Origin of the sequence: Micromonospora sp. NPDC051300 (genome assembly GCF_044455315.1) — a bacterium.
GTDB classification, from domain to species: Bacteria; Actinomycetota; Actinomycetes; order Mycobacteriales; family Micromonosporaceae; genus Micromonospora; species Micromonospora robiginosa.
The window spans coordinates 21662-42732 of the sequence record NZ_JBITEP010000039.1 but is presented as its reverse complement, the minus strand read 5'-3'; the positions used below and the strand labels follow the sequence as shown (position 1 = coordinate 42732).

Annotated in this window: 21 protein-coding genes; 2 read left to right on the top strand and 19 right to left on the bottom strand. The window is 72.0% G+C overall.

Translation table 11 applies throughout. The features are described 5' to 3' along the window. Positions 1-725: 725 nt before the first annotated feature. From ACIA5A_RS28370 to glyA, 13 genes are all read right to left on the bottom strand, one after another. A complete protein-coding gene (locus ACIA5A_RS28370; protein ID WP_396767491.1) occupies positions 726-1181 on the bottom strand; it encodes a DUF2550 domain-containing protein in 456 nt (151 codons plus the stop codon). Between the two features lie 12 nt (positions 1182-1193). Continuing rightward, positions 1194-1472 carry a F0F1 ATP synthase subunit epsilon gene (locus tag ACIA5A_RS28365; RefSeq protein ID WP_089012816.1) on the bottom strand — a complete coding sequence of 93 codons (279 nt, stop codon included), beginning with the start codon at positions 1470-1472 and terminating at the stop codon, positions 1194-1196. Between the two features lie 108 nt (positions 1473-1580). Continuing rightward, positions 1581-2726, bottom strand: coding sequence for an LCP family protein (locus tag ACIA5A_RS28360; protein ID WP_396767490.1), 1146 nt, complete (start codon positions 2724-2726; stop codon positions 1581-1583). Positions 2727-2940: 214 nt separating this feature from the next. Beyond that, on the bottom strand, positions 2941-4386 hold the full coding sequence (gene atpD, locus ACIA5A_RS28355; protein WP_396767489.1) for a F0F1 ATP synthase subunit beta: 1446 nt from the start codon (positions 4384-4386) through the stop codon (positions 2941-2943). After that, a complete protein-coding gene (locus ACIA5A_RS28350; RefSeq protein ID WP_181570030.1) occupies positions 4386-5315 on the bottom strand; it encodes a F0F1 ATP synthase subunit gamma in 930 nt (309 codons plus the stop codon). The genes atpD and ACIA5A_RS28350 overlap by 1 nt, the downstream gene beginning before the upstream one ends. A gap of 4 nt (positions 5316-5319) precedes the next feature. Further along, complete coding sequence (gene atpA / locus ACIA5A_RS28345; RefSeq protein WP_181570031.1) at positions 5320-6972, bottom strand: F0F1 ATP synthase subunit alpha; 1653 nt, start codon at positions 6970-6972, stop codon at positions 5320-5322. 85 nt (positions 6973-7057) lie between these two features. Continuing rightward, positions 7058-7879, bottom strand: a complete 822-nt coding sequence (locus ACIA5A_RS28340) for a F0F1 ATP synthase subunit delta (RefSeq protein WP_396767488.1) — start codon at positions 7877-7879, stop codon at positions 7058-7060. After that, positions 7879-8418 carry a F0F1 ATP synthase subunit B gene (locus ACIA5A_RS28335; protein ID WP_396767487.1) on the bottom strand — a complete coding sequence of 180 codons (540 nt, stop codon included), beginning with the start codon at positions 8416-8418 and terminating at the stop codon, positions 7879-7881. Before ACIA5A_RS28335 ends, ACIA5A_RS28340 begins: the two co-directional genes overlap by 1 nt. A gap of 29 nt (positions 8419-8447) precedes the next feature. Continuing rightward, the gene (locus ACIA5A_RS28330) at positions 8448-8675 is read right to left on the bottom strand and encodes an ATP synthase F0 subunit C (protein ID WP_091422600.1); all 228 of its coding nucleotides are present in this window, start codon (positions 8673-8675) and stop codon (positions 8448-8450) included. 70 nt (positions 8676-8745) lie between these two features. Continuing rightward, the gene (gene atpB / locus ACIA5A_RS28325) at positions 8746-9543 is read right to left on the bottom strand and encodes a F0F1 ATP synthase subunit A (protein WP_396767486.1); all 798 of its coding nucleotides are present in this window, start codon (positions 9541-9543) and stop codon (positions 8746-8748) included. Between the two features lie 11 nt (positions 9544-9554). After that, positions 9555-9791, bottom strand: a complete 237-nt coding sequence (locus ACIA5A_RS28320; RefSeq protein WP_091069120.1) for an AtpZ/AtpI family protein — start codon at positions 9789-9791, stop codon at positions 9555-9557. A 174-nt stretch (positions 9792-9965) separates the two neighbouring features. Then, complete coding sequence (locus ACIA5A_RS28315; protein WP_396767485.1) at positions 9966-10397, bottom strand: hypothetical protein; 432 nt, start codon at positions 10395-10397, stop codon at positions 9966-9968. Continuing rightward, entirely contained in the window at positions 10390-11679 is a 1290-nt protein-coding gene (gene glyA / locus ACIA5A_RS28310) for a serine hydroxymethyltransferase (RefSeq protein WP_396767484.1), read from the bottom strand. Before glyA ends, ACIA5A_RS28315 begins: the two co-directional genes overlap by 8 nt. Positions 11680-11714: 35 nt before the next feature. On the opposite strand from glyA, the gene ACIA5A_RS28305 reads away from it, so the two are divergent. Next, a complete protein-coding gene (locus tag ACIA5A_RS28305) occupies positions 11715-13181 on the top strand; it encodes an SDR family oxidoreductase (RefSeq protein ID WP_396767483.1) in 1467 nt (488 codons plus the stop codon). 51 nt (positions 13182-13232) lie between these two features. Here the strand turns inward: ACIA5A_RS28305 and ACIA5A_RS28300 are convergent, their stop codons facing one another. From ACIA5A_RS28300 to prmC, 4 genes are all read right to left on the bottom strand, one after another. Next, positions 13233-15344: a transglycosylase domain-containing protein gene (locus ACIA5A_RS28300; RefSeq protein ID WP_396767482.1), complete on the bottom strand. Its 2112-nt coding sequence runs from the start codon at positions 15342-15344 to the stop codon at positions 13233-13235. A 112-nt stretch (positions 15345-15456) separates the two neighbouring features. Next, positions 15457-16068 carry a phosphotyrosine protein phosphatase gene (locus ACIA5A_RS28295; RefSeq protein ID WP_396767481.1) on the bottom strand — a complete coding sequence of 204 codons (612 nt, stop codon included), beginning with the start codon at positions 16066-16068 and terminating at the stop codon, positions 15457-15459. Beyond that, on the bottom strand, positions 16069-16713 hold the full coding sequence (locus tag ACIA5A_RS28290; protein ID WP_396767492.1) for an L-threonylcarbamoyladenylate synthase: 645 nt from the start codon (positions 16711-16713) through the stop codon (positions 16069-16071). Beyond that, on the bottom strand, positions 16713-17660 hold the full coding sequence (prmC, locus tag ACIA5A_RS28285; protein ID WP_396767480.1) for a peptide chain release factor N(5)-glutamine methyltransferase: 948 nt from the start codon (positions 17658-17660) through the stop codon (positions 16713-16715). Before prmC ends, ACIA5A_RS28290 begins: the two co-directional genes overlap by 1 nt. Before the next feature lie 73 nt (positions 17661-17733). On the opposite strand from prmC, the gene ACIA5A_RS28280 reads away from it, so the two are divergent. Then, entirely contained in the window at positions 17734-19287 is a 1554-nt protein-coding gene (locus tag ACIA5A_RS28280) for a diguanylate cyclase domain-containing protein (RefSeq protein ID WP_396767479.1), read from the top strand. A 70-nt stretch (positions 19288-19357) separates the two neighbouring features. Here ACIA5A_RS28280 and prfA read toward each other — a convergent pair whose 3' ends face one another. Next, positions 19358-20446 (bottom strand): peptide chain release factor 1, encoded by a 1089-nt coding sequence (gene prfA, locus ACIA5A_RS28275; protein WP_396767478.1) that lies wholly within the window; start codon positions 20444-20446, stop codon positions 19358-19360. 88 nt (positions 20447-20534) lie between these two features. After that, positions 20535-20759, bottom strand: a complete 225-nt coding sequence (gene rpmE, locus ACIA5A_RS28270; RefSeq protein ID WP_181570044.1) for a 50S ribosomal protein L31 — start codon at positions 20757-20759, stop codon at positions 20535-20537. Positions 20760-21071: the final 312 nt, after the last annotated feature.

The following is a 21071-nucleotide window of genomic DNA, read 5'->3' as shown; positions in this document are numbered from 1 at the left end:
GCGGGGCCGTGGAGGTTCGTCTTCCTCGGTCGTTCACCGGGTTACAACGCCCCGCCCCCACCAACGATTCCGCCACCAGGGTGCCACCCACCACCCCCGAACCGGACATCACACCCACCCGGGCAGATACCACCGGCACACCCCGCCCGGCCCGGCCCACCGACCGGAACACCACGGGTGCATCCCGGCCCCGGAGACACCCATGACGCTCCACCCACCAGCGCACCGAGGCGTCACCGGAACACCACGGGTGCCTCAAGCCCGCGCAGACACCCACCGCGTTCCACCCGGCAGCCCACCGAGGCGTCACTGGAACACCATGGGTGCCTCAAGCCCTCCGAGACACCCACGACGTTCCACCCACCGACCCACCGAGGCACGACTGGAACACCATGGGTGTCTCAAGCCCGCGCAGACACCCACCGCGTTCCACCCACCAGCCCACCGAAGCGTCACTGGAACACTATGGGTGTCTCAAGCCCGCGCAGACATCCACCGCGTTCCACCCGGCAGCCCACCGAAGCGTCACCGGAACACCACGGGTGCCTCAAGCCCGCGCAGACACCCATGGCGCTCCGCCCGGCAGCCTCTTGAAGCGTCACTGGAACACCACGGGGTGTCGGGCGGCCGGGAACGGCGGCGCCGGTCTCGTAGGAGCGGCCGCGACAGGCCGGACCCGTTGGGGTACGGCGGGGCGACAACTACCCGATCGACGCGAGGGATGGTCAGGCGGCGGGCCAGTCCTGGGAGGCCATACGCGGCGAGACCGCCCCCGGAGGGGCGGCCTCGAGCCAGGAGAGGAAGCCGGTCACCGTGGACCGCGCCATGGCGATCTCGACCGGAGCGTGGTCGCTGGTGCAGCGCAGGATCACCCAGTCGGCCGGCATGGAGAAGCGCTCCTGCCCCTCGGGCAACCGGCGTCGCTCCACCGCGAGCCCCTTGCGGGAGAGGACCCGCTTCGGACGCAACGCGAAGCTGAACATGCGGTACCAGCGAAGCTGGTCGCCCGCGAACCGGCCGAAGCCGGGCGACCAGCCGCGACCGTCGAGAACGGTGGTCACCCGGACGCTCAGCCGGATGATGCCCCCGCTACGGGTGAAGAGCGCCCGCCGGATGAAGAGGATCAGGAGCGCGACGACGACTACCGCGACGCCGATTCCGATCCCTTCCACGATCTCCATCGGCGGGTCGGCTCAGCGGGCCGGAGTGGCCGGGGTGGCGCTCTCGGCCAGGACGGTCACGCCCTCGCCGGTCACCGACAGGAAGCCGCCGGCGACGTCGTACGCGACCTGCTGGCCGCCGGCCTGCTTGATGCGCACCTGGCTGGGCTCCGCGAGCTGGCCGAGCAACGGCGCGTGCCCCGGCAGCACACCGAGCTCACCCTCGGTCGTCCGGGCGACGACCATTTCGGCCTCACCGGACCAGACCTTCTCCTCGACGGCTACGAGCTCGACGTGAAGCTGCTGTGCCACGCTGTCTCCTTGCTGCGGCGGCGGATTGTCGAAAGTCTAGTCGCGCGCCCGTCGCCCACCCAAGGCGGGTGGTGAGAGCCGGAACACGACGCTCCGCACCCGCCCAGGCTACTTGGTCTTCTGCTTGAAGTCGGGGTGCTCCAGCAGGAACGCGTCCAACTGGTCGGTGCGCAGCGCGGCGAAGAAGTCGTCGGACGGGGCGAGCAGTTCCTCGCCCCGGTAGGCGCTGCCGCTGCCGATCGGGCCGCCAGGCAGCTTGATCGTCTCGATCGCGTCGGGTCGGATGTCCTTCAGCGCGAGCCCGAAGTCGACGACGCTGTTGCCCCGGCCGTTGAAGATCAGCGACTGCCCGGCGGCGCGCAGCACCCGGTCCAGCTTGACCGGGTTGGACACCACGTCGGCGCTGAACGCCTGGCTCACCATCGCCTTGACGAACTGCTGCTGGTGCCGCTGCCGGCCGTAGTCCGCGTCCGGCACGCCGTTCTTCGGGTAGCGCTGCCGGACGTAGTCCAGCGCCTGCCAGCCGTTGAGGTGGGCGTCGCCCTTCTGGTAGCGGGCCTGCGGGCCGAGGTAACCCCCGCCGCCGGGCTTGAGCTGGCGGGCCGAGCCGTCCGGCTTGAGGTGCTCGGACTTCACGTCGCGCTCGATGTACATGTCGACGCCGCCCATGGCGTCCACGATCTTCTTGAATCCGCTGAAGTTGATGATCGCGCCGGCGTCGAACCGCTTGATGCCGGTGACCCCCTGGACCGTCTTGGCGAGCAGCTCGAAGCCCTGCGCGGCGCTCGGGTCCTTGCCCGGCACGTTGCTGCCGTGCGACATGGCGGCGTTGATCCGGTCGTTGCCGCCGCGGTAGTCGGCCTTCGGGAAGGCCGGGATGTCCACCCGCAGGTCACGGGGGAGCGAGAAGAGGTAGCCCCGGTCCATGCCCGCCGGCACGTGCAGAATCATGATCGAGTCGGAGAGCGGCCGGGCCGTCGGGGTACGCGGGTCGACGCCGACCAAAAGGATGTTGAGCGGCCCCTTGATGTTGCTCTTCTTCTCCGACGCGCCGGCCGCCTGGTCGCCGAAGAGGTCGCCCTTGCCGACCGAGCCCTCGTAGCGCGCGACGAGCGTGTGGTAGCCGAGCAGCACCGAGCCGCTGAGCACCACCATGACGATGCCGAGGATGGTGCAGACCCGGGCCCACCGGGGCACGCCACGCCACATGGACCGCTTGCCGCGATCCACGCCGTCGCCCTTACCCACGAGCATCTCCAATCGTCGCACCCATGAGAGGAGACGGGCGCGGGAGTCCGTTTGGTTGCAGAGATCAACGCTGGTGACGCGAATTCGTGTCACGAACGGTACCGCGCCCGTCGGCGAACCGCCTGCCGGCGAAGCGGGCATCCGGCACCTGGACGGCCCGGAACGGGCGAAGGCCGCCCCGACATCTCGTCGGGACGGCCCTCGTGGTGTGAGCGGGCTCTCAGCCCTCCTCGGCCATCAGCTCCTCGGCCTTGGCCTTGAGGTCCTCCAGGCCACCGCACATGAAGAACGCCTGCTCCGGGAAGTGGTCGAACTCCCCCTCGCTGATCCGGCGGAAGGCGTCGATGGTCTCCGCGATCGGCACCGTCGAGCCCGGGACGCCGGTGAACTGCTCGGCCGCGTAGGTGTTCTGCGAGAGGAACCGCTCGATCCGGCGGGCGCGGCCGACGGTGAGCTTGTCCTCCTCGGAGAGCTCCTCGATGCCGAGGATGGCGATGATGTCCTGCAGGTCCTTGTAGCGCTGCAGGATCCGCTTCACCTCGGTGGCGACGGCGAAGTGGTCCTCGCCGACGAACTCCGGGGCGAGGATCCGGGACGAGGACGCCAGCGGGTCCACGGCCGGGTAGATGCCCTTGTCGGAGATCGACCGCTCCAGGTTGGTGGTCGCGTCGAGGTGGGCGAACGTGGTGGCCGGCGCCGGGTCGGTGTAGTCGTCGGCGGGCACGTAGATCGCCTGCATCGAGGTGATGGCCTGGCCCCGGACGGAGGTGATCCGCTCCTGGAGCTCGCCCATCTCGTCGGCCAGGGTCGGCTGGTAACCCACGGCGCTCGGCATCCGGCCGAGCAGCGTGGAGACCTCGGAGCCGGCCTGGGTGAAGCGGAAGATGTTGTCGATGAAGAGCAGCACCTCCTGCTTCTTCACGTCACGGAAGTACTCCGCCATGGTCAGGGCCGACAGCGCGACCCGCAGCCGGGTGCCCGGCGGCTCGTCCATCTGGCCGTAGACCAGCGCGGTCTTGTCGATGACGCCCGACTCGGTCATCTCGGCGATGAGGTCGTTGCCCTCACGGGTGCGCTCACCCACGCCGGCGAAGACCGAGGTACCACCGAAGTTCCGGGCCACTCGGGTGATCATCTCCTGGATGAGCACCGTCTTGCCCACGCCCGCGCCGCCGAACAGGCCGATCTTGCCGCCCTTGACGTACGGGGCGAGCAGGTCGATGACCTTGATGCCGGTCTCCAGCATCTCGGTCTTCGGCTCCAGGTCCGCGAAGGCCGGAGCCTTGCGGTGGATGCCCCACCGGTCGTCGGCCTGGATGGTCTCGCCCTCGGTGAGGTTGAGGCACTCGCCGATCGCGTTGAACACGTGGCCCTTGACCGCGTCGCCCACCGGCACGCTGATCGGCGCGCCGGTGTCGCGGACGTCGGCACCCCGGACCAGGCCGTCGGTCGGCTGCATCGAGATGGCACGAACCAGGTTGTCACCCAGGTGCTGGGCGACCTCCAGGGTCAGCGTCTTCTCGCCACCGGAGAGCGTCACGTCCACGTGCAGGGCGTTGAACAGGTCCGGCATGGCGTCGCGCGGGAACTCGGCGTCGACGACCGGGCCGATGACCCGGACCACGCGACCCGTGGCCGTCTTGGTCTCAACTGCGGATACAGTCATCACACTTCACTTCCCGACGCGGCAAGCGCGTTCGCGCCGCCGACGATCTCACTGATCTCCTGGGTGATCCCGGCCTGACGGGCCGAGTTCATCTCACGCGTGTACTTCTCGATCATCTCTTCGGCGTTGTCGGTGGCGCTCTTCATCGCCCGCCGACGGGCGGCCGACTCACTCGCCGCCGACTCCAGCAACGCCGCGTAGATCCGCGTGTTGATGTACTTCGGCAGCAGCGCGTCGAGCAGCGACTCCGGCTCCGGCTCGAACTCGTACGCCGGCAGCAGCCCCTCGGACCGGGGCCGGTCCTCGACCTGCATCGGACCGACGATCCGGGTCACCGGGTTCTGCGTCATCAGGGACTTGAACTCGGTGTAGACGATGTGCAACTCGTCCACGCCGAGGATCCCGTCCGCGCCGGCGTGGCCGTCGGTGTCGTCCGCGCCGGCGGTGAACGCCTTGATCAGCGTGTCACCGACCTCGCGGGCGTCGTCGAACGACGGCTGCTCGGAGAAACCGGTCCAGCTCCCGGCGATCTCCCGGTTGCGGAACCGGTAGAACGCCACGCCCTTGCGGCCGATGACGTAGAGCACCGGCTCCTTGCCGTCGGCGCGCAGCCGGGCGATCAGCGACTCGGCGGTCCGGATCGCGTTCGAGCTGTACCCGCCGGCCAGGCCACGGTCGGCCGTGACCAGCAGGACGCCCGCCCGCCGCACCCGCTCGCGCGGGGTGAGCAGCGGGTGGTCGATCCGCGCGTTCGAGGCCAGCGCCGTCAGCACGCCGGTGATCGCCTCGGCGTACGGCAGCGAGGCCGCCACCTTGGCCTGGGCCTTGGCGATGCGGCTCGTCGCGACGAGCTCCATCGCCTTGGTGATCTTCTTCATCCCCTTGGCGGAACGGATCCGCTGTCGGAGAACGCGTACCTGGGCGGCCATCGGATCAGCTCTCGGCCGGGCGGTCGGTGGTGCCGTCGCGGAAGCGGGTCACCGTCTCGCGGGTCTGCTCCCCCTCCAGCGGCTCGGCCGGGGCCTCGTTGACGCGGACCTCGTCCTCCTTGCCCAGGAAGACCTGCTTGAACTCGGTGATCGCCGAGTCCAGCGAGGAGATGATGTCGTCGCCCCACTTGTTGTCCGCGATCGAGGCCAGCACGCCCTCGTGCTTGTGCCGGAGGTACTGCAGGAACTCCGACTCGAAGCGGCGGACCTCGCCGACCGGGACGTCGTCCAGCTTGCCCTCGGTGCCGGCCCAGACGGAGACGACCTGCTCGTTGACCGGGTACGGCGAGTAGTTCGGCTGCTTGAGCAGCTCGACCAGCCGGGAACCACGGGCGAGCTGGTTCTGCGAGGCGCGGTCCAGGTCGGAGGCGAAGGCGGCGAACGCCTCCAGCTCACGGAACTGGGCCAGGTTGAGCCGCAGCGAGCCGGCGACCTTCTTCATCGGCTTCACCTGCGCGGCGCCACCGACCCGGGAGACCGAGGTGCCGACGTTGATGGCCGGCCGGACGCCCTGGTTGAACAGGTCGGTCTCGAGGAAGATCTGGCCGTCGGTGATCGAGATGACGTTGGTCGGGATGAACGCCGAGATGTCGTTCGCCTTGGTCTCGATGATCGGCAGACCGGTCATCGAGCCACCGCCCAGCTCGTCGGAGAGCTTGGCGCAGCGCTCCAGCAGGCGGGAGTGCAGGTAGAAGACGTCACCCGGGTAGGCCTCACGGCCCGGCGGGCGGCGCAGCAGCAGCGACACGGCGCGGTACGCCTCGGCCTGCTTGCTCAGGTCGTCGAAGACGATCAGGACGTGCTTGCCGCCGTACATCCAGTGCTGCCCGATGGACGAGCCGGTGTAGGGCGCGAGGTACTTGAAGCCGGCCGGGTCGGAGGCCGGGGAGGCGACGATGGTGGTGTATTCCATCGCGCCGGCCTCCTCCAGCGTCCCCTTGATGGAGGCGATGGTGGAGGCCTTCTGGCCGATCGCGACGTAGATGCAGCGGACCTGCTTGGTCGGGTCGCCGGAGCGCCAGTTGTCCCGCTGGTTGAGGATGGCGTCCAGCGCGACGGTGGTCTTGCCGGTCTTCCGGTCACCGATGATGAGCTGGCGCTGGCCGCGGCCGACCGGGGTCATCGCGTCGATGGCCTTGATGCCGGTCTGCAGCGGCTCGAAGACGGACTGCCGGGCCATCACGTTCGGGGCCTGCAGCTCCAGCTCGCGGAAGCCCTCGTTGGCGATGTCGCCGATGGCGTCGATCGGCTCGCCGAGCGCGTTGACCACGCGGCCGAGGAACGCGTCACCGACCGGCACCGAGAGCACCCGGCCGGTGCGCTTGACGCGCTGACCCTCTTCGATCCCGCCGAAGTCACCGAGGACGACGACACCGATCTCCCGGACGTCGAGGTTCAGCGCCACGCCGAGCGTGCCGTCCTCGAACTCCAGGAGCTCGTTGGTCATGGTCGAGGGGAGACCCTCGACGTGGGCGATGCCGTCGCCGGCGTCGGCGACGGTGCCGACCTCCTCACGGGAGACGTCGGCCGTGTAGGAGGAGACGTAGCGCTCCAGGGCGCCGCGGATCTCCTCCGTCGAGATGGTCAGCTCGGCCATCCTCTGCTTCCTTAAAGTTCAGGGGCCCGGGATACCAGGTACCGACCGGTCCGATGGCGTCGAAATCAGGGCTGCAAGACGCTGGTCAGCGCTTCGCGAGCGCGTTGCGGGTCTCGTTGAGGCGGCGCAGGACGGTGCCGTCGTACAGGTCGGAGCCGACCCGCACCCGCACCCCGCCGAGCACGTCGGGGTCGACCGTCTGCTTGACGGACACCTCCCGACCGTACATCTCGGTGAGGCGGGCACCGAGGCGTCGCTCCTCCTCGTCGGTCAGCGGAGCCGCCACGGTCACGTACGCGACCTGACGGTCCCGCCGGTCGGCGGCCAGCTCGACCAGCCGGGTGAGCGCCCCGACGAAGGAGCGTCCCCCGAAGCCGGCGAGCGCCGCCGCGACGAGCCGGACGGTGACCGGCCGGGCCTTGCCGTCGAGGAGCTGGCCGGTGAGGCCGGCCCGCCGCTCGGCCGGGGCCATCGGGTCGGAGAGCGCGTTGGACAGCTCGGTGGAGCCGGAGACGACCTGCCCGAAGCGGAACAGCTCGTCCTCGACCTCGCCCAGCTCGCCGGCCGAGTCGGCGCTCGCCAGGAGCGCCTCCACGCCGAGCCGCTCGACGCCGTCGAGCAGTTCCGACGGGGTCGACCAGCGTCCCGAGACCAGCGCGGCGAGCAGGTCGAGCGCGTCCGCGCCGACCTTGCCGCTCAGGATCCCGGTGAGCAGCGCGCCCCGGTCCTCGCCGGAGCGGGCCGGGTCGGAGAGCGCCCGGCGCAGCCGCGGCTCGCGCCGCAGCAGGGCGGCGACGGAGAGGATGTCGTCGGCGGTGGTGGCCACCGCCGACGGCTCCGCGCCGCGGACGTACGCGTCGAGGCGCTCGACCCCGGCGGCGTACGACTCCCGGCTGGCGGCCTGCATCAGCGGGCCCCCGTGCTCTCGAGACCGTTCAGGAACCGGTCGACGGTGCCCTTGCGACGCGCCTCGTCGGCGAGCGACTCACCGACGATCTTGCTGGCCAGGTCCACCGCGATGGTGCCCATCTCGGTGCGCAGCTCACGCACGATGGTGGCCCGCTCGGCCTGGAGCTGCTCCTTGCCGGCGGCGATGACCCGGTCGGACTCCTCGCGCGCCTTGGCGAGGATGTCCTGCCGGATGCCCTCGGCGTCGGCCCGCGCGTCGTCGCGGATCTTGGCGGCGTCGGTGCGCGCCTCGGCGAGCTGCGCGCGGTACTGCTCGAGCAGCTGGTTCGCCTCGGCCTGCGCGGCCTCGGCGCGCTTGATGCCGCCCTCGATCGCGTCGACCCGGGCCTGGAACGTCTGCTCCATGCGCGGGAAGACGAACTTCATCAGCACGAAGCAGAGGACACCGAAGGCGACCAGCCCGACCACGATCTCCTGCCAGACCGGAATGATCGGGTTGTGGGTCGTCTCACCACCCTCAGCGGCGAGGAAGTACATGGGAAAACCTCCCGGTCAGAGGGACTGGGTCAGCCGGCCCAGATGAAGCCGAAGGCGATGCCCAGCAGCGCCAGGGCCTCGATGACGGCGAAGCCGATCCAGACGTAGGGCAGGGTCATCCGGGACGACTCCGGCTGGCGGGCGGTCGACTGGATGTAGGCCGAGAAGACGAGGCCCACGCCGATGCCCGGGCCGATGGCCGCGAGACCGTAGCCGATGGCGGCGGTGCTGCCCTCTACCGCGGCGTAGATGTCCATTGGTTGGTTCCTCCTGGTTATCACGCGTGACTCTCACGCGGGACGACAACGGTTGGTGCGAAAGAACGGATCAGTGCTCGTCGGCGAGGGCGCCCTGCACGTAGCTGGCGGTCAGCACCGTGAAGACGTACGCCTGCAGACAGATCACCAGGAATTCGAGGAAGGTCAGCGCGATGGTCATGATCCAGGACAGCACCGACACGGGCGCCAGCCAGACGTTGGCGCTGAGCATGGCGAACCCGCCGAGCGTGAACACCAGCAGGAGCATGTGGCCGGCGAACATGTTCGCGAAGAGACGGACGGCCAGCGAGAACGGCCGGACCAGGAAGGTCGAGAAGAACTCGATCGGGATCAGCAGCGGCAGGATGTACCAGGGCGCCGGCGGGATCAGGGAGTTCTTGAAGTACTTCACGAAACCGTGGTGCCGGATGCCGACGAAGTTGAACATCACGTAGCTGATCACGGCGAGGATGGCCGGGAACGCGATGTGCGAGTTCGGCGAGATCTGGAAGAACGGCACGATCGCGAAGAAGTTCGTCAGCAGGATGAAGCAGAAGAGCGTGGTGAAGTAGGGAGCGAACCGCACCCCCGCGTGCCCGATCATGTCCACCGCGATGTTGTTCCGCACGAAGCCGTAGATCGATTCGGCGAACCACTGCTTCTTGGTGGGGACCAGCTGCGGCTTGCGGTAGCTGACCAGGAAGAAAATGATCAAGATCCCGACGGCGACCCACACCATCGCCGTGATCTTGGTGAACCAGTACGAGTTCTCCGCACCCCAGGGCAGGATGCTGGGCAGGTAGAAGTCCCCCACGCTCGGTGGGAATTCCGCCTGGCCCTGAGCCAGGACGTTCGCCTGTCCGAACACCGCGTCCCTTCCTAAGTAGGCGTGCCCAGCCGGCGGACGACCAGGATGATGCCCCCGGCCATGCCGAGCACGACCCCGATGCCGGTGGCGACGCCGCCGGTATCGAGCCAACGGTCGACCAACCAGCCGATGAAACCCCAGACGAGCATGCCCCCGATGAGGTATGAGAGCGCGGTCCAACCCTGACCGGCACCGGACGGAACGTCGCCCGAGCCGCCAGTGTTGGGGGGTTTCTGGTCACCGGCCATGACGGGGCGAACGATATCAGTCGAGCAGAAGAGGTTGTGCCTCACCCCCCGCACAACTCGGTTGTGTGGGACACGGGTGGGCGAAGTCGTCTGGAGGCACCGTACTCCTCCCCCGCCACTGAGAGAATGACCGATCGCGGACACTCCGGCGCGTCGCCCGAAGGGTGGGACGTGTCAGCCCCGCACCCGTCGCGCGTGGACGGTGGCCAGCCACCAGATGTGCACGCCGGTCCAGACCACCACGCCGGCCGCGATGCCCAGGCAGAACGGGATCAACCCCGGCCAGCCGGTCGCGCCGACCAGCACCATCACCCCGCCGAGCGCGGTGATCTTGGCGAGGTAGAGGCCCAGCCCGAACGGCAGCACGAGCTGCGGATCCCGGGCGTCGGCCCAGGCCAGCACCACCGTGGTCAACGTGTAGCTGGCCGCCGTGACGGCCACCCCGGCCGCCGCGCCGAGCGCGCCGTCCGCGCCGCGCCACACCCCGCCGGCCACCGCCGTCACCGCGGCCATGACCGCCACCGCGGCCAGCAGCACCGGCAGGTGGCGCAGTCGCCAGCCACGGTCCGCGGTCGCCTCCGCCGCGCGCGTCCCCGGCTCAGCCACGGGGGTACGCCGGGAACGCGGTGACCAGCTCGGTCACGTCGGCGGCCACGCGGGCCAGGCCGTCGGCGCCGCCGGGCGACTCCGGATCGGTCCGCACCGCCCGGCAGACCAACGCCGCGATCCGCCGCATCTCGCCCTCGCGCATGCCCTGGGTGGTGACGCTCGGGGTGCCCACCCGGATGCCGGAGGCGACCATCGGCGGCTGCGGGTCGTACGGGATCGCGTTCTTGTTCAGCGTGATCCCGGCGGCGTCGCAGCGGGCCTCGGCCTCGGCGCCGGTCACGCCGGTCTCCCGCAGGTCGAGCAGGGCCAGGTGGGTGTCGGTGCCGCCGGAGACCGGTCGCAGGCCCTCGGCGGCCAGCCCGTCGGCGAGCGCCCGGGCGTTGGCGACCACCTGCGCCGCGTACGTGCGGAACTCGGGCTGCGCGGCCTCGCGCAGCGCGACCGCCTTGGCGGCGACCGCGTGCATCAGCGGGCCGCCCTGGGTGAACGGGAAGACCGCCTTGTCGATCCGGGCGGCCAGCGACTCCCGGCACAGGATCATGCCGCCGCGCGGCCCGCGCAGCACCTTGTGCGTGGTCGCGGTGACCACGTCGGCGTGCGGCACCGGGGACGGGATCGCGCCACCGGCCACCAGCCCGACGAAGTGCGCGGCGTCCACCATCAGGTACGCGCCGACCTCGTCGGCGATCTCCCGGAACCGGGCGAAGTCGATCAACCGGGGGTACGCGGTCGCGCCGCAGATGATCAGCTTCGGCCGGTGCGCCCGGGCCAGGTCACGGACCTCGTCGTAGTCGATCGTCTCGGTGTCCGGCCGCACCGGGTAGCCGACCGGGTGGAACCACTTGCCGGAGAAGTTCACCCGGCTGCCGTGGGTCAGGTGCCCGCCGTGCGGCAGGTCCATCGCCAGCACGGTGTCGCCGGGCTGCACCAGCGCCGCGTACGCGGCCAGGTTGGCGCTCGCGCCGGAGTGCGGCTGGAGGTTGGCGTGCTCGGCGCCGAACAGCTCCTTCGCCCGGGCGACGCCCAACTCCTCGGCCCGGTCCACCTCGGCGCACCCGCCGTAGTAGCGCCGGCCCGGGTAGCCCTCGGCGTACTTGTTGGTGAGCGTGGAACCCAGCGCGGCAAGCACCGCGGGCGAGGTGAGGTTCTCGCTGGCGATCAGTTGCAGGCCGCCGCGCAGCCGCTCCAGCTCCCCCAGCACCACCCCGGCGATCTCCGGGTCGACGGTGCTGAGCTGCTCGAAGTCCGGTCCCCAGAAGGTGTCCCTCGCGTTCTCCACAGCGAAGGAGTCTACGGAGCCGCACACTGGAGCCCGTGAGATGCCTCGTCACCGGCGCCACCGGCTACATCGGCGGGCGCCTCGCGCCCCGGCTCCTGACCGAGGGGCACGACGTGCGTTGCCTAGCCCGCAAGGCCGGGCGGCTGCGCGACGTGCCCTGGGCCGCGAAGGCGGAGATCGTCGAGGGCGACCTGCGCCGGCCGGAGACGTTGCCGGCCGCGTTCGAGGGCGTGGACGTCGCCTACTACCTGGTCCACTCGCTGGGCCAGCGCGGCTTCGAGGCGGCCGACCGGGAGGCGGCGACGAACTTCGCCGAGGCGGCCCGCGCCGCGGGCGTACGCCGGATCGTCTACCTCGGTGGGCCGGAGCCGGCGGAACGGGACGGCCTGCCCTCGGCGCACCTGCGCTCCCGCGCGGAGGTGGCGCGGATCCTGCTCGACAGCGGCGTGCCGACCGCGGTGCTGCGCGCGGCGGTGATCATCGGCTCCGGCTCGGCCTCGTTCGAGATGCTGCGCTACCTGACCGAGCGGCTGCCGGCGATGGTCACCCCGCGCTGGGTGCGCAACCGGATCCAGCCGATCGCGGTCCGCGACGTGCTGCGCTACCTGGCCGGCTGCGCGCACCTGCCGCCGGAGGTGAACCGCGGCTTCGACATCGCCGGCCCGGACGTGCTGACGTTCGCGCAGATGATGCAGCGCTACGCCCGGGTGGCCGGGCTGCGGCCGCGGATCATCCTGCCGGTGCGCCCGCTCACCCCGGGGCTCTCCTCACACTGGGTCGGCCTGATCACCCCGGTGCCGAACGCGATCGCCCGCCCGCTGGTGGAGAGCCTGATCCACGAGGCGGTGGCGCACGAGCACGACATCGCCCGGTACGTGCCCGACCCGCCGGAAGGGCTCACCGGCTTCGACCAGGCGGTCGGGCTGGCGCTGACCAAGGTGCGCGACGCGCAGGTGGAGACGCGCTGGTCGAACGCGAGCGGGCCGGACGCGCCGGCCGAGCCGCTGCCGTCGGACCCGGACTGGTCCGGCGGCACCGCCTACACCGACGTGCGGGAACAGGCAGTCGGCGCGCCGCCCGCCGCGTTGTGGCGGGTCATCGAGGGGGTCGGCGGCGAGCACGGCTGGTATTCGTTCCCGCTGGCCTGGTCGGTGCGCGGCTGGCTGGACCGGCTGGTCGGCGGCGTGGGGCTGCGCCGCGGCCGGCGTGATCCGCACCGGCTCCAGGTCGGCGAGGCGCTGGACTTCTGGCGGGTCGAGGAGATCGTGCCGGGCGAGCTGCTGCGGCTGCGGGCCGAGATGCGGGTGCCCGGCCGGGCCTGGCTGGAGATGCGCGCCGAGCCGGCCGAGGGCGGCGGCAGCCGCTACGTCCAGCGCGCCGTCTTCCTGCCGCACGGCCTGCCCGGCCACCTCTACTGGGCCTCGGTCGCCCCGTTCCACGCGGTCGTCTTCGGCGGCATGGCCCGCAACATCGCCCGGGGCGCCGAGCACCCCACCGGTTAGGCGGGGCCCCCTGTTATCGCCTGGCGTTAACAAGGGGCCCCTCCTTACACCTCAGTTGCCGGTGCGCGGGCCGGTGCGCTGGAAGGCGACCGCCTCGCCGGGCGGGACGAAGTCGCGGACCGGCTGGTCGCGCAGCGCCCAGGCGAGGATCCGCCCGACGGCCGGGATCTGCCGCTTCTGCACGCCCCCGCCTACCGCGTCGCGCGGGTCGTCCGGGTTCGCCGCGATCGTCGCGACGGAGAGCTGCGGGGTGAACGCCACCACCGTCTCCGTGGCGTTCCGTTCCGAGCTGCCGGTCTTGCCGCCCAGCGGCCGGCGCAGCCCCGGGGCCAGCTCCTCGGCGGTGCCGCCGGCGCAGCGCCGGTACATCGTCTGGTCGCCGACCGGGCAGCGGCTGGCGTCGGCCGCCGCGCGGGCCACCTCGGTGTCGAGCACCTGGCGGCAGTCGGTGTCACCGGCGGCCACCCGCCGGCCGGTCGCGTCCGTGATCGAGGCGACCGGGGTGGGCCGGCACCAGGTGCCCTCGGCGGCCACCGTGGCGTACGCGTTGGCCAGGTCCAGCGGCGTGGTGGCGGAGACCCCGAGGGTGAACGGCCCCCAGCTCGCCGCCCCGTCGCGGGCCAGCTTCGCGTCCTGCGGCGCGCGGAACACGATGCCCAGCCGCTCGGCCATCTCGACCACCCGGTCCGCGCCGACCCGCTCGGTCAGCCAGGCGAAGTAGGTGTTCACCGAGCGGCCGAACGCGTCCCACATGTCCCGGTCGCCGTCCATCCAGTAGGTGTTGGCGTTCGCCGGGCACCACCGGCCGCCGCAACTGGCCGGACCGCCGTCGATCGGGTACTTGGTGACGTAGACCCGGGGCGCGTCGAACTCGGTGTCCAGCGGCATCCCGGCCTCCAGCGCGGCCAGCAGGGCGAACAGCTTGAACGTGGAGCCGGCCTGGTAGCCGGTGATGCCGCCGCCCCCGGCCACGAGCTGGTTCACCGTGTTCGGGTAGTTCTGCTGCCCGGCCGGGTTCCCGCCGACGCCGTACGCGCGGTTCACGGCCATCGCGAGCACCCGGCCGGTGCCGGGCTGCACCACGGCGGTCGGTGCGGCGCGCTGGATCGTCTCCGGGTAGATCGTGCGCACCTGCTCGCTCGCCTTGGCCTGCACGTCCGGGTTCAGCGAGGAGACGATCGACCAGCCGCCGCGACGCAGCGTGCGCTGCCGCTCGTCGACGGTCTGGCCGAACGCCGGCTGGGCGTTCCACCACTGGGTGAACCAGTCGCAGAAGAAGCCCCAGTCGTTGTGGCCGGCGGGCACCGCGGCGCAGTCGTTCGGGGTGGCGCTGGGCTTCAGGTTCAACGGCGTGCCCTTGGCCGCCGCCGCGTCCGCCGCGCTCAGCCGGCCGGTCTCCGCCATCCGGTCCAGCACGTACGCGCGGCGGTCCAGCGCCGCGCCGGAGTCGCCGTTGATCGGGTCGTCGTGGTCCGGCGCCCGCACCAGCCCGGCGAGCATGGCCGCCTGGCCCAGCGTGAGCCGGTCAGGCGTGGTGGAGAAGTAGCGCTTGCTGGCGGCGGCGATGCCGTACGCGCCGGCGCCGAAGTAGGCGATGTTCAGGTAGCGCCCGAGGATCTCGTCCTTGCCGACGCGCCGTTCCAGCGTCAGCGCGTACCGCATCTCGCGGATCTTGCGGCCGGCGGTGATCTCGGTGGCGGCGGCCCGTTGCTGCTCGGTCAGTCGAGGGTCACCGGCCAGCGCGTTGCGCACGTACTGCATGGTCAGCGTGGAGGCGCCCTGCCGGGTGCCCTCCTTGCGGTTGGCGGTCAGCGCCCGCACCACGCCCCGCACGTCGACGCCGTGGTGCTCGTAGAAGCGCGCGTCCTCGGCGGCCACGATCGCGTCGCGCATCACCGGCGCCACCTCGCCGACCGGCACGTCCACCCGGTCCTCGACGTAGAACGAGGTGATAAGCGTGCGGCCGTCGTCGGCGTACAGGTTGGAGCGCTGCGCCGGCTGCGGCGCCTTCAGCGCCTCCGGCAGTTCGGTGTACGGCATCAGGTTCTTCACGCCGAGCCCGAAGACCAGCGCGGCCGGCAACGCGGCGGCGGCCAGGGCCAGGCCGGCGAGCACGCCGGCGAGCAGAACGGTGAACAGCTTGTCGAGATGGGCGCGGTTCATCAGCTCTCCCCGCAGGAGCCGGCCGTACGGACCCGTCAAGAATGACCGGATTCGCCCTTTCAGCCGACAACTTCGGAGAAATGCGCAGGAAGTTCGCGAGGAAGGATGAACGTCAGGGCAGCAGCACGGCGGCCAGCGGCTGGACCGTCTCCTCGATCTCGTCGGCCACCCGGCCGAAGCACTGGTCGCCCCGGCCCCACGGGTCGTCCAGGTCGTCCGTGGGCAGCGCGGAGGCGCCCTGCCGGGCCGCCTCGGCGGCCGCCACCAGCGCGACGCCGCGGGCGTGCACCGCCTCCGGCGTCGGCTCCCCCGGCGGCAGGGCGGACCGGTCCAGCGCGCCGAGCAGCCGGCCGAACTCCCCGAGCACGAACGTGCGCCCGGCGGCGTCCGGCCGCAGCGCCACCACGTACTCCTGCTGGTCGGCGGTGGCGGTGAGCACCAGGTCGGCGGCGTCGATCAGGTCCGAGCGCAGCCGCCGCGCGGCGAAGCCGGTCACCTCGCCCCCGCGCGCGATCACCTGGCGGGCCGCCGGCGGGTTCATCTCCTCGCCGGCGTGCCACCCGCCGGTGCCGGCGCTGTGGCTGTGCACCAGCGCGTCCGAGCCGGCCGGGTCGACGTCGAGGCGGGCCAGCCGCTCCCGGACGGCGAGCAGCAGCAGGCGCTCGGCCATCGGCGACCGGCAGATGTTGCCCATGCAGACGTGCAGGACGGTGAACGGCGGCACTCAGAACCCCCGCTCGTCGAGGATGCCCGGCGCGACCTCACGCAGCTTCGCCAACGTCACCGCGCCCTGTCGCAGCACCCGCGGCACCTCGCCGGTCACGTCGACGATGGTGCTCGGCACCGGGTCCACCGCCGGCCCGGCCTCCAGGTAGGCCCGGACGCCGTAGCCGAGCTGGTCGCGGGCCTCCTCGGCGGTCTGCGCGGCCGGCTGGCCGATCTTGTTGGCGGACGCCACCGCCATCGGCCCGGTCTCCCGCAGCACCTCCAGCGCGACCGGGTGCAACGGCATCCGCACCGCCACCGTGCCGCTGGTGTCGCCGAGGTCCCAGGCCAGGCTCGGCGAGTGCTCCACCACGATCGTCAGCGCCCCCGGCCAGAACGCCTCGATCAGGTCGCGGGCCGCCTGCGGCAGCGAGAAGACCAGGCCGTCGAGCGTGTGCCGGGAGCCGATCAGCACCGGGGGCGCCTGCCGGGCGCCACCCTTGGTGTCCGCGAGGGCCTTCACCGCGTACGGGGTGAAGGCGTCCGCCCCGATGCCGTAGACCGTGTCGGTCGGCAGGACGACGAGCTCGCCGTTCTTGACGGCCTCGATGGCAGCGGCGATGCCGCGGTCCCGGTCGGCGGGCGACCGACAGTCGTAGAGCATCACGAGAAGTCAGTCTGCCACGCCGGGTCGGGGTCGGCGGAACGGCCGTCCGCCCGCCGGGACGCGCTCGCCCACCGGGGTCGCCCGGTCAGGTCCCGGTGCTCCTCGACCCGCTCGTAGCGGCGGTCGGCGGCGAACACCGCCGGCACCGCCGTGGCGTGCGTGTCGTCGTGCTCGACGCCGATCACCCCGCCCGGCCGCAGCAGCGTCGCGGCCCGCGCCACCACCGGGCGGATCACGTCCAGCCCGTCCGCGCCGCCGAACACCGCCTCGTCGGGATCGTGACCGGCCACCTCCGGCGGCACCGGCACCGACCGGGGCACGTACGGCGGGTTGCAGAGCAGCACGTCGACCCGGCCGGCCAGGTCGGCCAACAGCTCCGGGTCGGTGACGTCGGCGGCGACCACCTCGACCGGGCGGTCCCCCGCGTCGGCCCGGGCGGCGGCGTTGCGGCGCAGCCAGGCCAGCGCGGCCGGAGACCGCTCCACCGCCACCACCCGCGCCGACGGCACCTCCTGGGCGACCGCGAGCGCGATCGCGCCGGAGCCGCTGCACAGGTCGACCACGAGCGGCGCGGCGAGCCGCCGGGCCACCTCGATCCCCCAGCCAACCAGCAGCTCGGTCTCCGGCCTCGGCACGAACACGCCCGGACCGACCGCCAGCTCCAGGTGCCGGAAGCCGGCCGCGCCGGTCAGGTGCTGCAACGGCTCCCGGGCCGCCCGCCGGCCGACAAGCGCGTCGAGGCGGTCGCGCTGCGCCGAGGTGAACCCGTCGGCCAGCGCCAGCCGGCCGCGCGGCACCTGGAGCACGTACGCGGCCAGTTGCTCGGCCTCCGCCCGGGGCGACTCGACCCCGGCATCGGCAAGCGCCCGCGCCGTGCGGGCGACCACCACCGAGGGCCGTTCGCGTTCTGTCCCTTCGGACGGGTGTTGCGGGAGTGTGCTCACGCAATAATCATGAAGCGTCGCGGGTCGCCACACGAGCGGGTGCGTCCGGGCGCACACGGCAGGGAGGTCGCGAGTGGGCTGGCTCGACCAGGTCGAGGACCAGGTTGACGCCCTTCGGAGCGCGCGCGCGTTGCAGGAGGCCAGCCGCTCCGCGGAGGCGTGCGTCCTGCTGGACCGGGTGATCCGCACCACCGGAGACCCGTACGCCCGGGCGGACGCGCTGGTGCAGCGCCTGTCCGCGCTGATCAATCTCGGTCGGACCGCCGAGTTCACCCGGGCCGTCGAGGACGCCTCCGCCGCCGTGCGCGACCTGGCCGAGCCCTACCTGCACGGGCACCTCAACGCGCTGGCCGCGCTCGCCGCCCACCACCAGGGCGCCCTCGACAGGTGCGTCATGCACCTGGTCCGGGCCGCCCGCGCGCTGGGCGCCGACGACACCCCGGACCGGGACACCGCCTGGGGCTGGCACGACCTGGCGATGGCCTACTCCTACCTCAGCTTCCACGGTCACGCGCTCGGCGCGATCGAACGCGCCCGCGAGGTCGGGCTGAGCGCCGGCATCCCCGAGGAGACGTTCGCCGCGCCGGGCATCCGGCTGCGCAACGCGGTGGCGCTGGACCACAACGGCGACAGCGACGGCTGCCTGCGGGTGCTGCGGGACGTGGCCGGCGACCTGGCCCGGTTCCTGCGCGGCGGGCGGGCCGGCAACATCCGGCCCAGCAGCCTGGCCGCCTACGGATACGCCGCCGCCCGGCGGGCCGCGCTCGGCGACCGGGTGGAGTCCGCCGGGGACGCCGACCCGAACCGGCTGCTCGGCCACGGCGGGGACAGCGCCCGCGCCCGTGACCTGCGCCAGCTCGGCCAGGTCTGCCTGGCGGTCGCGGCCGGCCGGCCGATCGAGGCGGTCACCCGGCTGGACGCGATCCGGGTCTCCGACGAGACGCTGGGCGCGGCCGAGGCGCCCCGGCTGCGCAGCGTCGCGCTCGCCCGGGCCGGTGACCACGCCGGCGCGCACCGCGCGGACCGGCACGCGTTCCGGCTCGCCGCGCGGCGCAGCGACCGGCTGCGCGACGTCTACATCGACGGCATCGCCGCCCGGATCGACCACGAGGAGATGCGCCGCGAGGCCGCCCGCTACGAGGGCGAGGCGCTCACCGACCCGCTCACCGGGCTGCCCAACCGGCGTCGGTTGGAGCGCTACCTCGGCGCGGTGGTGTCCCGGGGCGAGCGGGTGGTGATCGGCGTCTGCGACCTCGACGGGTTCAAGGCGGTGAACACCCGCCACGGCCACCACTCCGGCGACCTGGTGCTGCAACGGGTGGCCGGTGTGATCAACCGGGTGATGCGGCGGGGCGACTTCGTGGCCCGCTACGGCGGCGACGAGTTCGTCGTGGTGCTGCCCGACACCGGCATGTCGGAGGCGGTGGAGGTGGCCCGGCGGATCGAGGCGGCCGTGCGCACCGAGGACTGGGAGTCGCTGGTGCCGGGCACCCCGGTCGGGGTGACCATCGGCTTCGCCGAGGTCGACGGCAGCACCACGATCAGCGTCCGGGAGGCGCTCGGGGCCGCGTTCGAGCTGGCCGACCGGGAGATGCTGCGCGCGAAGGACCGCCTCCGCGCGAGCTGAGGGGGGTAAGGAGGGGCCCCCTGTTAACGCCTCCGGTATAGGCGGGGCCCCTTGTTAACCGCGTCGGCCCTCAGCGGCGGGACAGTTCGGTGCCGCCGGCCAGTCGGGCCGCGCGGTCCGCCTCGGCCAGCGCGTCGAGCACCCCGTCCAGCTCGCCGGCCAGCGCCAGGTCCAGGTTGTACGCGGTGTAGCCGATCCGGTGGTCGGTGATCCGGTTCTGCGGGAAGTTGTAGGTGCGGATCCGCTCCGACCGGTCCACGGTGCGGACCTGCGCCTTGCGGGCGTCCGAGGCGGCCGCGTCGGCCTGCTCCTGCGCCGCCGCGAGCAGCCGGGCACGCAGGATCCGCATCGCCTGCTCGCGGTTCTGCAACTGCGACTTCTCGTTCTGGCAGGAGACCACGATGCCGGTGGGCACGTGCGTGATCCGGACCGCGGAGTCGGTGGTGTTGACCGACTGGCCGCCCGGCCCGGACGAGCGGAACACGTCGATCCGCAGCTCGTTCGGGTCGATGGTGACGTCCACGTCCTCCGCCTCGGGCAGCACCAGCACGCCTGCCGCGCTGGTGTGGATCCGGCCCTGCGACTCGGTGACCGGCACGCGCTGCACCCGGTGCACGCCGCCCTCCCACTTGAGCCGGGACCAGACCCCGTTGCCGCCGTCGGGCACGCCCTTGGTCTTGATCGCCAGGGAGACGTCCTTCACCCCGCCGAGGTCGGAGTCCTGGGCGTCGATGACCTCGGTGAGCCAGCCCCGCCGCTCGGCGTAGCGGGTGTACATCCGCAGCAGGTCGCCGGCGAACAGCGCCGACTCCTCGCCGCCCTCGCCGGCCTTGATCTCGACGATCACGTCCTTGGCGTCGTGCGGGTCGCGCGGGATGAGCAGCTCGGCGAGTCGCTCCTCCAGCGCCGGCAGGGCGGCGGCGAGGGTGTCCGCCTCGGCGGCGAACGAGGCGTCCTCGGCGGCCAGCTCGCGGGCGGCGACCAGGTCGGCGCGGGCCTGCTCCAACTCGCCGGCCGCCTTGTGCAGCGGGACCAGTTCGGCGTACCGCCGGCCGACCCGCCGGGCGGTGCCCTGGTCGGCGTGGATGGCCGGGTCGGCCAGCCGCTTCTCCAGCTCGGCGTACTCGTCGAGGAGGGCGGCCAGGCGCTCACTGCTCATGCTGCGGGGGCTCCTTCGGTTGAAACCGGCGGAAACGGACGAACGCCCGTGTCCGGCACGGAGCCGGACACGGGCGTCGTCGACGGAGCTACTTGGCCTTCTTGGCCTGAACCTTGGCGTACTTCTGCTGGAACTTCGCGACCCGACCGGCGGTGTCCAGCACGCGCTGCTTACCGGTGTAGAACGGGTGGCAGGCGCTGCAGGTCTCGACGCTGATGGCGCCGCCCTTGGCGGTGCTGCGGGTCGTGAACGTGTTGCCGCAGGAGCAACGGACCTCGGTGGTCGTGTACTCCGGGTGGATGTTGGGCTTCATGTCGCCTCGGTCCTTTCGTGGGTGGTCGCCGGGTCGCCCTCGATGCGCCCCGTCGTCGCGACGGGCTCGGGCGTGAACCGGAACCGGTGGCCGATTGACCAGTGTGCCATGGGCGTCGGCCGGCCGGCACAGCAGGTCCGGCAGCAGTAACGCACCCCGACCCTCCCGCATTCCCACCCTCCGCCCGACCACTCCCCCGCTCCCGTCGATCATGAAGTTGACCGCGAATTCTGTCCGTTTTGTCGCCGCCAACTTCATGATCGACGGATTCTCCGGCGAGGGCTCCTCCCCCAGGTCGAGGAGCCCCCGCCG

What these genes read in the sequence shown, in the direction of transcription:
- ACIA5A_RS28290 (WP_396767492.1), bottom strand. Translation starts at nt 16,713, where the DNA reads ATGCTCTACGACTGTCGGTCGCCCGCCGACCGGGACCGCGGCATCGCC.
- ACIA5A_RS28320 (WP_091069120.1), bottom strand. Translation starts at nt 9,791, where the DNA reads ATGGCCGGTGACCAGAAACCCCCCAACACTGGCGGCTCGGGCGACGTT.
- ACIA5A_RS28360 (WP_396767490.1), bottom strand. Translation starts at nt 2,726, where the DNA reads ATGCTCGTGGGTAAGGGCGACGGCGTGGATCGCGGCAAGCGGTCCATG.
- ACIA5A_RS28330 (WP_091422600.1), bottom strand. Translation starts at nt 8,675, where the DNA reads ATGGACATCTACGCCGCGGTAGAGGGCAGCACCGCCGCCATCGGCTAC.
- ACIA5A_RS28350 (WP_181570030.1), bottom strand. Translation starts at nt 5,315, where the DNA reads ATGGCCGCCCAGGTACGCGTTCTCCGACAGCGGATCCGTTCCGCCAAG.
- ACIA5A_RS28300 (WP_396767482.1), bottom strand. Translation starts at nt 15,344, where the DNA reads ATGAACCGCGCCCATCTCGACAAGCTGTTCACCGTTCTGCTCGCCGGC.
- ACIA5A_RS28370 (WP_396767491.1), bottom strand. Translation starts at nt 1,181, where the DNA reads ATGGAGATCGTGGAAGGGATCGGAATCGGCGTCGCGGTAGTCGTCGTC.
- rpmE (WP_181570044.1), bottom strand. Translation starts at nt 20,759, where the DNA reads ATGAAGCCCAACATCCACCCGGAGTACACGACCACCGAGGTCCGTTGC.
- atpD (WP_396767489.1), bottom strand. Translation starts at nt 4,386, where the DNA reads ATGACTGTATCCGCAGTTGAGACCAAGACGGCCACGGGTCGCGTGGTC.
- prfA (WP_396767478.1), bottom strand. Translation starts at nt 20,446, where the DNA reads ATGAGCAGTGAGCGCCTGGCCGCCCTCCTCGACGAGTACGCCGAGCTG.
- ACIA5A_RS28340 (WP_396767488.1), bottom strand. Translation starts at nt 7,879, where the DNA reads ATGCAGGCCGCCAGCCGGGAGTCGTACGCCGCCGGGGTCGAGCGCCTC.
- atpA (WP_181570031.1), bottom strand. Translation starts at nt 6,972, where the DNA reads ATGGCCGAGCTGACCATCTCGACGGAGGAGATCCGCGGCGCCCTGGAG.
- ACIA5A_RS28335 (WP_396767487.1), bottom strand. Translation starts at nt 8,418, where the DNA reads ATGTACTTCCTCGCCGCTGAGGGTGGTGAGACGACCCACAACCCGATC.